General features: G+C 67.8%; 11 protein-coding genes. 5 read left to right on the forward strand and 6 right to left on the reverse strand.

Annotated elements, in window-relative coordinates; genetic code table 11:
• Positions 1-782: FKBP-type peptidyl-prolyl cis-trans isomerase (locus tag D7X99_RS32715; RefSeq protein ID WP_147476317.1), on the reverse strand; the 782-nt coding region annotated here is incomplete at its 3' end.
• A 206-nt stretch (positions 783-988) separates the two neighbouring features.
• Positions 989-1,249: a GlsB/YeaQ/YmgE family stress response membrane protein gene (locus D7X99_RS32720; RefSeq protein ID WP_121781165.1), complete on the reverse strand. Its 261-nt coding sequence runs from the start codon at positions 1,247-1,249 to the stop codon at positions 989-991.
• A 153-nt stretch (positions 1,250-1,402) separates the two neighbouring features.
• Here D7X99_RS32720 and D7X99_RS32725 point away from each other — a divergent pair, with 153 nt between their 5' ends.
• The 3 genes from D7X99_RS32725 to D7X99_RS32740 are packed head-to-tail and all read left to right on the forward strand — an operon-like array spanning position 1,403 to position 4,524.
• Positions 1,403-2,626 (forward strand): ATP-binding protein, encoded by a 1,224-nt coding sequence (locus D7X99_RS32725; protein WP_147476318.1) that lies wholly within the window; start codon positions 1,403-1,405, stop codon positions 2,624-2,626.
• 6 nt (positions 2,627-2,632) lie between these two features.
• A complete protein-coding gene (locus D7X99_RS42460) occupies positions 2,633-3,421 on the forward strand; it encodes a hypothetical protein (RefSeq protein ID WP_147476319.1) in 789 nt (262 codons plus the stop codon).
• The gene (locus D7X99_RS32740) at positions 3,418-4,524 is read left to right on the forward strand and encodes a GNAT family N-acetyltransferase (protein ID WP_121781169.1); all 1,107 of its coding nucleotides are present in this window, start codon (positions 3,418-3,420) and stop codon (positions 4,522-4,524) included. The genes D7X99_RS42460 and D7X99_RS32740 overlap by 4 nt, the downstream gene beginning before the upstream one ends.
• A gap of 3 nt (positions 4,525-4,527) precedes the next feature.
• Here the strand turns inward: D7X99_RS32740 and D7X99_RS32745 are convergent, their stop codons facing one another.
• Entirely contained in the window at positions 4,528-5,967 is a 1,440-nt protein-coding gene (locus D7X99_RS32745) for an MATE family efflux transporter (protein WP_211484285.1), read from the reverse strand.
• 238 nt (positions 5,968-6,205) lie between these two features.
• On the opposite strand from D7X99_RS32745, the gene D7X99_RS32750 reads away from it, so the two are divergent.
• Complete coding sequence (locus D7X99_RS32750; RefSeq protein WP_120579446.1) at positions 6,206-7,261, forward strand: DapH/DapD/GlmU-related protein; 1,056 nt, start codon at positions 6,206-6,208, stop codon at positions 7,259-7,261.
• Between the two features lie 44 nt (positions 7,262-7,305).
• Positions 7,306-7,686 (forward strand): hypothetical protein, encoded by a 381-nt coding sequence (locus D7X99_RS32755; protein WP_121781171.1) that lies wholly within the window; start codon positions 7,306-7,308, stop codon positions 7,684-7,686.
• Here the strand turns inward: D7X99_RS32755 and D7X99_RS32760 are convergent.
• The 3 genes from D7X99_RS32760 to D7X99_RS32770 form a co-directional block, all read right to left on the reverse strand.
• Complete coding sequence (locus D7X99_RS32760; protein WP_121781172.1) at positions 7,683-8,831, reverse strand: aromatic ring-hydroxylating dioxygenase subunit alpha; 1,149 nt, start codon at positions 8,829-8,831, stop codon at positions 7,683-7,685. The genes D7X99_RS32755 and D7X99_RS32760 overlap by 4 nt on opposite strands.
• Positions 8,828-10,489: a GH3 auxin-responsive promoter family protein gene (locus D7X99_RS32765; protein ID WP_233613892.1), complete on the reverse strand. Its 1,662-nt coding sequence runs from the start codon at positions 10,487-10,489 to the stop codon at positions 8,828-8,830. The genes D7X99_RS32760 and D7X99_RS32765 overlap by 4 nt, the downstream gene beginning before the upstream one ends.
• An 87-nt stretch (positions 10,490-10,576) precedes the next feature.
• On the reverse strand, positions 10,577-11,338 hold the full coding sequence (locus D7X99_RS32770) for a hypothetical protein (protein WP_121781174.1): 762 nt from the start codon (positions 11,336-11,338) through the stop codon (positions 10,577-10,579).
• Between the last annotated feature and the right edge of the window lie 3 nt (positions 11,339-11,341).

Consider the following 11,341-nt stretch of genomic DNA (forward strand, 5'->3'; position numbering starts at 1 on the left):
GGGTGGGCGCCCGGCATGCCCGGCATACCGGGCATGCCCTGCATGCCCGGGGTGGGCTCGGGGGGCTTCACGATCTCGAGCAGTTCGACCTCGAACACCAGGGCGGCGCCGCCGGGGATGTTCGGGGGCGCGCCGCGGTCGCCGTAGGCGATGTCGGAGGGGCACACGAGCTGCGCCTTGCCGCCGACCTTCATCTTCTGGAGGCCCTCGGTCCAGCACTTGATGACGCCCTGGAGCGGGAACTGCGTGGGCTCACCGCGCTTGTAGGAGGAGTCGAACTCCTTGCCGTCGGAGAGGGTGCCCTTGTAGTGCACCTTCACGATGTCGGTGGGCTGGGGCTGGGGACCGGTGCCCGCCTGGGTCTCCTTGTAGATGAGGCCGGAGTCGGTCTTCACGGCGCCGGGCTCCTTGGCCTTCTCCTCGAGGAACTTCGCGGACTTCTCCTTCTCCGCGGTGGCCTTGCGCAGCGAACGCTCGCGCGCGAGGTCCTGGAGCTTGGGGCCGTAGGTCTCCAGGTCCACGTCGGTCTTCTGACCTGAGACCTGGGCCGTGAGGCCGGCCTTCACGAACTCCAGCTCCTGCGGGGTCATGTCGAACACGCTGATGCTGCGGCCGATGGACAGGCCCAGCGCGTACAGCGTCTTCTGCTCCTCGGTCTGAGGAGCACCGGCGGTGGCCGCCGCCGTGGAGGTGCCGGTGGCGGAGGTCTCGCCCGGCTTCGCTCCCTGGCCCTGGCAGGCCGTCAGGCTCAGCATCGCCGCGATCAGGATCGTCTTCTTCATCATGATGTCGTCGCCTTTCCTTTGGCTCAGCGGCGGCCGACCGCCCCCCGCTGCATGCCTGGGGCGCGGTCTACTACAGAAAGTGCCCGGCATCCTCTTGGGAACCGTGCTTTCCCCGGATGGGGGTCCATGCAGGTAGGACAACCGGCCGCCGGGCCCCCAAACCCGCGGGACGGCCCCGGATTCCCGGCGTGGGAGGGGGGGACCTACCGGGAGCGGCCGCCGAAGGCCGCCTGGGAGACCCCGAGCAGGACGATGGCGCCCAGGATGGCGCCCAGGAAGCCGGTGGGCTCCGGGTCGTGCCAGTCGGTGCCCCGCCAGACAGAAGTGAGGAAGCCGCCCACGAAGGCCCCGGCGACGCCCAGGAGCGTGGTGCCAATGCAGCCCAGGCGCTGGTTCCCTGGCAGCACGGCCCGGGCGATGAGCCCCGCGAAGAAGCCGAAGATGATCCACCCCAACAGCCCCATGACGTCCTCCCCGTGCGGCGAGTGAAGGCCCGCAATGTGGCGCAGGGCGGGCGGGGGCGGAAGTGCGGGTGGAGGTGTTCTTGACCCTGGAGGGGGCGTGTGGTGCGGTCGTTCGACTATGCAGCGCCCAACTGCCCCCCGAGCGGATCCACGATGACCAAGCTGAGGCAGCTCACCATCAATAAATTCCGGAATGTCGCGCCGACGACGCTGGAGTTCCGCCCCGGAATCAACGTGCTCCTTGGACGGAATGCAGCGGGCAAGACGACCCTTTTGCGCCTGCTAGCAACTGCAGTGGCTTCGCCAGAAGACGCACTCAAAGACGACCCTTTTGAAGTGAGCTTCCATGCTTTTAATGAAGAGCTAGACCTCAAGCAGAAGACCACCAGGCTACGCATCAGCGAGACAATCCCCCACACACCAGACCTACCAAGAATCGAAGAATTCCCAAGCCTCTCACAGACGGACTCCCTGGAGTACATTGAAACCGGAAACACCGTCCTCAGCGCAAGAATATATCCCAACGAGGTCATCTTTTCATATGAGGGCATAGAGCATCGCGAAGCCCGCCTAATCCCAACACCGCCAATCATCTCTCTAATTGTTGCCCTCTCAAACCAAGGCAACTCCGACACACTGCGAAAACTAGCTACTCAAATTGCCTATTCGCGCATTCTCACCGCAGGACGAATGGATGAAAGCCTTGATCGATTCAACACCCTGCTAAAGCTTGAGCTTCAATCCAGAGGAGGCCGAAAAGCCCGAAACACAAGAGTGCGGGAAATCCCTCACTCCATGGTAAATCTTCTCAATGAACCAATACCTGACGGCACAACAGCGACTTACTCGCTCGCATTTCTAGACCGTGCCGCGCAAGTCCTCGGATACAACTCAGCACACGCGCGTTTCGACATCGAAAGACTGGATTCAGCTACCAGTGACGCAACAGTTCGCCTAAGCAATCTTCGCTTCTTTTTCAAACGGGCCAATGAAGAGATTTCCCATAACCAACTGAGCTATGGGCAAAAGCGATTACTCGCCTTCTTCGCCCATGCCGATGCATCTCCAGACATCATAATAGCCGACGAACTTGTCAATGGACTGCACCATGAGTGGATATCCGCCTGTCTAGAGGAGATCGGCGGGCGGCAAGCTTTTCTGACGAGTCAGAACCCTCTGCTACTAGACTTCTTGCGCTTCGACAGCATTGAAGAAGTGCGCCACACTTTCATTATCTGCGAACGCGCTGGCAGTGCCACGGATGCGCAACTTATCTGGCGCAATCTCACTGACGACGAGGCGGAGTCCTTCTTTCTCGCCTACCAGACCGGGATTCAACGTGTCTCGGATATCTTACTCACCAAGGGCCTTTGGTGACGAGTCATGATGGCCCGTGCTCGCATCCTCGCCCTGACCGAGGATTCAGGTGGTCAGGGGCATCCCACTCTTCTGAAAATCTTGAAAGAAGCGCTCAAGATCGTCGTAGAAGGCGTCGATCTGAATCCAGCTCGCATCAAGATTGAACCCCTGCCAGAGAACGACCGTGCACGCCTCGGATTGCGCGGAAACAGCTGGAAGGAAGATCCACCTACGCTGGACACGATTCGCCTGATTGATGCCATTGCAGGGCGCCTGATTGAACCCGCTGGCTTCGTCGTTTTCCACTTCGATGCTGACTTGGTGTGGAGCAAGCGCGATACCTACCCCAAGAGTAACCGGAGAAAGTTCGAAACCCACCTTCGCGATCGAGTGCGTCGCCGCCTTTTGGGAGAAGGAGCGCCGCCCATCAATCCACGTGCGCGCCCTCCACTAACAGCGGAGCAGGCGGATACCGCATTATGCCGCCTCCTTGTCTTGTCTCCCTGTTACAGCATGGAGTCCTGGCTCTATCAGGCCACGAGTGAGCTGCGCCCCCTCTGTCAGAACGAGCACGACTCTGACGACCACGCACAACTCATCGCGGAATGGTCCAGGGACCGGGCTCGCCTTGATGAAGTCCACCAGCCCAAGGTCGTGATGAAGAAGTGCGTGGCCGACCATCACAACGAAGCACTCGCCAACTCTTTCCCGGCAGAGGAGGTGTATTGCGCCGGGCGGTCCTTCTACGAGTCCGTCGAAGGCCTCCGCGCATGCACCGCCCTGGTCGACGCACTCAAGCATCCCACCTCATGAGCCCCCTCCGCCGAGCCACCCGGGACGACAACGCCGCGCTGCTGGACCTGTTCGGCGACGTGCCCATGACCGGGGACCTGGTGCTCAGCACGCAGCGGTCGCCGGACTACTTCGGCCTCTTCGCCATGCAGCGGGGTGACGCGGAGGTCTGGGCCCACGGTGAAACATCCCGCCTGGATGGAATGGGCGCCATCCACGTCCGCGACGGATGGCTGGAAGGTAAACCGTGCCGCGTGGGCTACCTGGGCGATTTGCGCACCCGCTTCTCCGCGCGCCGCGCCCGGGGCCTGGCCCGGTTCTATGGCCCCGTCCTGGAGGAGACCGCCCGCCGCCACGGCGTGGACGTGTTCCTCACCGCCGTCATGGCCTCCAACGCGGCCGCGCTCCAGGCGCTCGTGCGTCGTGGCGCGTCCCGGGAAGCGCAGCCGCACTACCACCTGATGCGCGCCTTCTCCGCCGTCTCGCTCCAGTTCGTGCTGCGCCGCAAGCCGCGCCCCAGCCGCTACACCGTTCGCCAGGCCACCGCCGCGGACGTGCCCGCCATGGCCGCGCTGCTGGACGCGGACCACCGCTCGCGTCCCTTCGGCTACCGCTTCGACACCGGTGAACTGGAGCACCGGCTCGCGCACTGGCCTCGGCTTCGCGTGGAGGATTCGTTCCTCGCGTTCGACCCCGCTGGGAACCTCGTCGGCTGCACCTCCGCGTGGAACCCCGACGCCGTGAAGCGCTACCGCGTGCTCGCGTACCGGGGCGGCATGAAGTGGGTGCGCCGGGGCTTCAACGCGCTCGCCACCGTCACCGGCGCGCCCCGCCTGCCCGCGCCCGGCGGCGACTTCCGTTACTTCTACCTCTGCAACACCAGCATCCCCTCGGAGGACCCCGCCGTCCTGCGCGCTCTGCTGGACGCCGTATACGCCGCGTTCCACGGCCGGGGCTTCCACTTCTTCACCGTGCAGCAGGACACCGGTGACCCGCTGGCGTCGGCCTTCGACGGCTTCATCCAGCGGAGGCTGGACTTCCACCTCTACGCCGTCACCCCCGCGTCGCGCCCCCCGAGGACCTTCCCCGGGGGACGCACCGGCTTTGAAATCTGCCTGCCCTGACGCTCACACCACGCGCGTCTTCCAGCGCCCGCGCCGGAACAACACGATGCCCAGCACGGACATCAGCGCGAAGGCCGCCGGCACCGCCCAGTACGCGCCCGCCGAGCCCAGGCCCACCGGATGGGCCAGCACCCACGCCAGCGGCAGCTCCAGCACCCAGAGACACCCCAGGTCGATGAGCGTGGGCGTGCGCGTGTCCCCCGCGCCGTTGAACGCGGAGGTGATGACCATGCCGTACGCGCACGACAGGAAGCTCAGGCTGAAGATGCGCAGCGCCGTGGCCCCTTCGTCCACCACCGCCGCATCCGTCGTGAACGCTCCCAGCAGCGGATGCGCGAAGATGAAGAACGCCACGCCGATGGTGCCCAGCACCATCAGGTTGTACTTGCCCGCCAGCCACACCGCCTTCGCGCCCCGCTCCGGGTCCCCCGCGCCCATGCTCTGTCCCAGCAGCGTGGCCGCCGCGTTGCCCAGGCCCCACGCGGGCAGCAGCGCGAACATCACGATGCGGATGGCGATGGTGTAGCCCGCCAGCGCCGTGCTGCCGAACGACGACACGATGCGCACCAGCACCACCCAGCTGGACGTGGTCACCAGCGCCTGCACCATGCCCGCGCTCGACAGCCGCAGCATCGCGAGCATCGTCGCGGGCTCCAGCGACACGTGCTCGCGCCGAACCTGGAGCCGGCCGTTGGACCGCACCAGCCGGAAGAGCTGGTACACCACGCCCGCGCTCCGGCCCAGCGTGGTGGCCCACGCCGCGCCCACCACGCCCATCTCCGGAAACGGCCCCCAGCCGAAGATGAGACACGGCGCGAGCACGATGTTGAGCCCGTTGGCCAGCATCAACACGCGCATGGCGATGGCCGCGTCACCCGCGCCCCGGAAGATGGCGTTGATGAGGAAGAGCAGCAGGATGCTCACCACGCCGCCCATCATCACGCGCGTGTAGGCCACGCCGTGCTCCAGCACCCAAGGCGAGCCGCCGAGCGCCTCCATCATCGGCCGGGCGAAGATGATGCCCGCCACGGCCAGCACCGTGGAGATGATCACCCCCAGGCCAATGGCCTGCACCGCCGTGCGTCCCGCGCGCTCCGCGTCCTTCTCTCCAATGCGCCGGGCCACCATCGCCGTGGCGCCGATGCTCAGGCCCATTCCGGCCGCGTAGATGATGGTGAGGATGCCCTCGGTGAGCCCCACCGTGGCCACCGCCTCCGCGCCCAACCGGCCGACGAAGGCGACGTCCACCACGGCGAACACCGACTCCATGCACATCTCCAGCACCATGGGCACGGCCAACAGGAAGATGGCCCTCCCGAGCGGCAGCTGGGTGAGGTCCTGCTCCGAGCCGTGCAGGGCCTCCTTCACGAGGGACCACAGCCCCTTGTTCACGGCGTCGCGGCTGGCCACGGGCTCGGGTGCCTGGGCGTGGCGGTCCGCCAACGGTGTCTCTTCCACGGGGTGAGGCCTTTCGAGAGCGAGGGGACTTCCTACCGCGAAACGCCCACACGTGGCGCCCAGCGACGCGGCTTCCTACGCCCCCTGCCACCCACTCCTGACATCTGAAGGTGCCGCACCCACCCTCATCGAGCCAGCAGGTGAGCGTCCGCTGCTGGACGGCTGCGTCGTGCCTTTGGACAACATGCCCTTGGGAGGGCCGGGAGTAGCTTGCTGCATCCCGATGAGTCCCTTACCCGCGACCGCTTCTCTCCTGCCCACCGCGGTAGGTCCTCATTTCACCCTGGCCTCGTCCGCGCGACTGCTGGGCTCCACGCAAGTGGGGCCCGGGGCCATCATCTCCCGAGGCGCCGTCGTGCGCTCGGTGGGAGGCTCCGTGATGTTGGGAGCCTTCTCCACGCTGCGCGAAGACGCGGTGGTGGTAGGCACTCCCGAACGGCCCACGTCCATCGGAGAGAAGACCGTGCTCGGTCCGCGCTCACTCGTGATGGGTGCGCGTGTGGGGTCGCTGTGCGACATCGGCGACGGCGCCATCCTGATGCCCGGCGTGACGCTGGGCGACCGCTGCCTGGTGGGAGAAGGCACGGTGTTGCCGCCGGGCATGACGGTGCCGGATCAATCCGTGGTGCTGGGCCGGCCGGGACAGGTCCTGCGGATGCTCTCCTCCGAGGACCTGACCCACCTGCAACAGCGCCGGGGCGGAGACCTGTCGCTGCCCGCCGCTCCATTGACCCCTTTCTCCGCGCGAGACCGCGCCGAGGACGCCCCCATGGGACAGCTGTACGCCTTTCGCGACCGTCACCCCTTCGTCCACCCCACCGCCACCCTCTTCTCCTCCGCGGAGGTGTCCGGTGACGTGGTCATCGGCGCGGGGGCCATCATTGGCGCGGGCGTGAAGATCACCGGCGACCTGAACGGTCCGGTGCGCATTGGCGCGCGGGTGCAGATTCTGGAGAACACGGTGCTGCACCTGCAGCCGGACACCATGCTGGTGCTGGATGAGGGCGTGGTGGTGGGCCCGGGCTGCATCCTGCACGCGTGCAACCTGGGCGCGGGCACGGTGGTGGAGCCCGGCGCCATCCTCTGCGAGGGCAGTCACCTGGGGAAGGGCTGCCACGTGGCCGCCGGCAGCCTGGTGAAGGCGCGCGCGGTGTTCCCGGACTACGCGCTGGTGGAGGGCTTCCCCGCGGCGCAGGTGGGCACGCGCACGTCGCCGCCGGAGCCGCCGCGCTGGGTGCTCAGGCCGGAGGACCTGCCGGGCCTGCGGCGCATGGGGTGAGTGGATTTGCACTGGCCGTGCGCCCTCTGCCAGGGTCGCGGGCCATGGATGCCGTCAATTCAATCATCGAGATCGCGGGCCCGCTGATGTTGGGCCTGGCCTGTGGCGCGCTCTTCCGGAAGTTCGTGTACCCGCGCCTCCTCGCGTTGCTGGGAGCCCGGGTCCGGAGGATGACCTCCGCCACCACCACGTGGGGGCTGGTGGTGCAGATCTGCTTCACGCTGGGCCTGGCGGTGGCGTGCCATGCGTCCAACGCCATGGCGACGCTGATGTGGGCGCATGAGCATCTGCCTCTGCTGCCCTTCCCGTTCACCCTGGGGCTGATCCACTGGGTCTTCCTGGGTGCGACCTTCTTCTCCGGGTACAACCTGGCCCTGATTCCCTCCTCGGACTCCGAGGAGGAGCAGGCCTCCCGCACGGTCTAGACCCAGAACACCACGTCGCGCTCCGCGTCCTCGGGGACGGGGCCGTGAGCGCCCTCGCGGAGCCAGCGGCGGAACGCTTCGATGTCCGCGTGGTGCAGGTCCGCCTCCGTGCCGGAGTACACGCCGCCGCCGGGACCATCCGTCAGTCCCTGGCGCTGCGTCTCCATGATGAGGACGTCCTGCTGGATGACCTGCCGCGTGTACCAGCGCACCAGCGGCGTCAGCGCGCGGCCCACCCATGCGCCCGGCACGTCCACCGGCAGCCGGTAGCTGATGGCCGTGTACACGAGCGTGTCCGTGGGCCCGATGGGCGTGCACTGTGAGTTGATGGCGAAGCCGCTGTCCCCCCACTGGTAGTCCACGCGCGTGACGTTGGGGACGATGAACTCGTCCGTGTGCACGAGTGGCAGGCCGCGCGGGTTGAACAGCCGCCCCAGGCCCGTGAGCGCGTCCTCTTCCTGGTGGTAGGTCATCCGCACGCGGCCCGCGTAGCGCTTCACCGTGGAGGGCACGCGCTTGCGCGTGGGATTTCGGAACCAGCCCCGGTGCACGAAGGACGTGTGCGGCACGTCCATGAAGTTCTCGACCAGGTTCGTCACGCCGTTCGCGAAGCGCGTCACCATGAAGTAGACGGTCCAGCCGCGCTCGCCCCAGTAGGGCACGCGGAAGGGCTCCGCGCGGGCGTGGGTGACGTCCGCGCCCAGGTAGACGTAGACCAGCCCGTCCTGTTCACGCGTGGGGAAGCGCGCGAGCCGCCCCAGGTCGCAGGGCGCGGGCTTGAGGCCTTCGTGCGCGCAGGCGCGAGCGTCCAGCTTCTCCCCGCGTTGGGGAGGGCCCAGCGCCGGAATCTGCACCACCGCACCGGACGCGTCGTAGACCCAGCCGTGGTACGGGCAGCCGAGCCGTCCGTCGAACACGTCGCCCTGGGACAGACGCGCGTTGCGGTGGAGGCAGCGGTCTCGCAGCGCAGTGGGTGCGCCATCGGGTCCGCGGAAGAGGACCAGCCCCGTGCCGAACACGGTGCGCGCGACGGGCTTGTTCGCGGGCAACTCCGTGGAGAGGCACGCCACGTACCAGAAGTCCTTCAGCGCGCCGCAGCGAGCGAGGTCCGCCTCCGCGTCCAGGTCCACCGTGAGCATCGTCATGATGTCCCTCTTCCGAACCACTCCGCCCAGCCGGCCTGGCGGTGCAGGTCCACGGGCTTGATGTCGCCCGCGCGCTGACCGAGCTGGATGCATCGGGCCTCGTAACGCCGGGCCCCCTGGGTCACGCGCACCGCGCGCACCGGACCGAGCTGTCCCAGCTCCCGTGCGTAGCGGTAGTGATGGCCTTCGCACAGGGCGTGCTCCACGTTCGCGGCCAGGGCGTCGGTGGGCTGATCCGTCTCGAGGAAGAGACGGTAGGCCGGCGGTGTCCCCCACTCCGGCGCGAGCATGGCGAAGGCGGGACGCGTGTTGCCCAGCGCGGCGTCCAGCACCGTGCCCACTCGTGCGGCGGAGAGCTTCTCGCCTACGAGGTCTGACACGGCATCCGCTCGGCCGAGGAACCGAAGGCACGGCGTCGCGTGCACGAAGCCTTCCACGCGGACGAGGTCCCCCAGTCGGTAGCGCAGCAGTCCGCCGGACGTGGAGAGGAGTACCGCATAGGTGCGGCCCGCCGTCAGCTCGTGCGCCAGGAGTGGGCGTGCGTCAGGGCGCTCCGGGTCCAGGAACTCGATGAAGTGGCTCCGGACCGCGAGCACTGGCGCGGGCGCTTCGAAGAGGGGCACCGTGAGGACGCCCTCCGTGGCGAGCAGGCCCTTGCCCTGGACCTCGACGCCCGGGAAGCGCCGGCATGCGCCAGCCACGGCGTGCGAGGCCTGGGCGTCCGTCCACATGCTCAGGAGCGCGAGCCCTGGCCAGAGCGTGCGCGCGGAGGGCAGTCCGTCACGCAGGGCGGCGCGCAGCACCTGGGCCCTCGGGATGTCACGCACGCCCTGGAGCCCCTGCACGAGCGCCGTCCAGGCAGGGTCGTGGCCCACGGATGCACCGTCCGCGTCCTGTTCAGGAGGTCGCAGCGTGCCGCGCTCCAGGTCCTCCACGAGCCGTTCGCCGTGCCGCTCCAGTGCGTCCATCAGCAGCGTGAGGAAGCTGGGGTTCCAGACGCTGATCAGCGACAGGTTCGAACACCGCACGAGGAACCACAGCGTCACGTAACGGCACGGTTCGACGTGGGGAGCCTGACCCACCGAGCCCGGCACGGCGAAGACGCGCGAGAGCAGCGGCTGCAACGGGCGCGGGAACCACGCGCTGTCCTCCGCTGATCCCACTGGGATTCCGCCCGCGGTCCGGTGCTGTCTCCGGCCCAGCGGGGAGATGGACCAGTAGCTGGGACCCTCGCGCACCGCAGGGCGGCGCAGGAAGACCTCGTGCAGCATGGGCGCGAGCGCGCGCTGGAACTCGCGCAGCAGGCCCTGCGTCACCGGCACTGGCTTGGACGCACCCGAGGAACCACCGGACAGCTCGAAGCGCAGCACGGGCTCGTGAGTGAGGACCCGCGCTTCGCCCCGCGCGATGCGCTCGACATCTTCCGCCACCGAGTCCGGCGTGGTGCTGGGCACCGCGTCCTGGAACTCACGAGCGGTGCGAATGCGGTCGAAGTGCTGCACCCGCCCCGCCTGTGCCGTGCCCTCCACGGCGCGGAGGATGCGCGCCAGACACTCCGCCTGCGCGACCTCCGGCTCGCGCAACGCATGGCGGAAGCGCAGCGCGGACGGCGTCAGCGCCGCCATCGTGGCGGTCAGCATCGTGCGGGAAGTCAGCACGCCTCGCCCCCACGCGGATTCGCGGACAGCGCGGATGAGACCAGCGCCGCCGTCATGGCGGACCACGTCGCCCGGGAAGTCAGCACGTCACGTCCCCACGCGGACCCGCGAGGCATCCCTCTCCCGACGGGCCCAGCGGCGCAGTTGGCCCCAGACGCTTCGAGCCAGCGCCCTCGCCAGGTCCCAGCCGCGAATCTCCACCAGACACACCAACTCCTCGCCCTCGGCGTGGCCGGGATTGCGTTCCGCGAAGTAGGCAATGTGTGGATGGGCCGCCGCGTCGCGGTCAATGGGCGAGACACCATCCCGCACCCGGTAGTGCGCGCCATCGAAGCGCAGCGTGCCCTTCGCCGCCTCGTACTGCGCACCAAACCACCGCGTCGCCAGTCCCCGCAGGAACTCCGAGCGTCCTTCCGGCGGCGCCCAGTCCCGGCGCGGATGCGTGCGCGGGAAGTAGTTCACCGCCAACAGGTACGTCTTGTATCCGCCCGACAAGAGCAGCCAGTACAGCGGCCTCCACGGCCGGCGCAGCTTGCGCGCGAGCAACAACCTTCCGAACACCACCTGCAACGTCTTGTGGCCCCACCAGTCCGGATGGATGACCGTGTCGCCCGAGTACAGCACCTCCACGCCGCCCTCCTCCGCCACCCGCACCGTGCTGAAGCCCACCAGCTCCCGCGTGCGCCGGGAGTGCAGCAGGAACACCCACTGCTTCGCGTCCAGGTCCGCGTGGAAGCGCTCGGCGCTCACGCCCACGTAGCAGCACTGCATCAGCGCCAACATCCGCGCCCGGGTGCCGGCGTCCAGGTCCTCCCGCCGCACCGTGGTGCCCTTCATCGCGGAGAGCATCGC

The organism is Corallococcus sp. AB032C, from assembly GCF_003668935.1.
GTDB classification, from domain to species: domain Bacteria; phylum Myxococcota; class Myxococcia; order Myxococcales; family Myxococcaceae; genus Corallococcus; species Corallococcus exiguus.

Bases quoted from the DNA above. Each gene is read 5' to 3' on its own strand.
- D7X99_RS32720 (WP_121781165.1), bottom strand. From the start codon at position 1,249: ATGGGGCTGTTGGGGTGGATCATCTTCGGCTTCTTCGCGGGGCTCATC.
- D7X99_RS32725 (WP_147476318.1), top strand. From the start codon at position 1,403: ATGACCAAGCTGAGGCAGCTCACCATCAATAAATTCCGGAATGTCGCG.
- D7X99_RS42460 (WP_147476319.1), top strand. From the start codon at position 2,633: ATGATGGCCCGTGCTCGCATCCTCGCCCTGACCGAGGATTCAGGTGGT.
- D7X99_RS32740 (WP_121781169.1), top strand. From the start codon at position 3,418: ATGAGCCCCCTCCGCCGAGCCACCCGGGACGACAACGCCGCGCTGCTG.
- D7X99_RS32750 (WP_120579446.1), top strand. From the start codon at position 6,206: ATGAGTCCCTTACCCGCGACCGCTTCTCTCCTGCCCACCGCGGTAGGT.
- D7X99_RS32755 (WP_121781171.1), top strand. From the start codon at position 7,306: ATGGATGCCGTCAATTCAATCATCGAGATCGCGGGCCCGCTGATGTTG.
- D7X99_RS32760 (WP_121781172.1), bottom strand. From the start codon at position 8,831: ATGACGATGCTCACGGTGGACCTGGACGCGGAGGCGGACCTCGCTCGC.
- D7X99_RS32770 (WP_121781174.1), bottom strand. From the start codon at position 11,338: ATGCTCTCCGCGATGAAGGGCACCACGGTGCGGCGGGAGGACCTGGAC.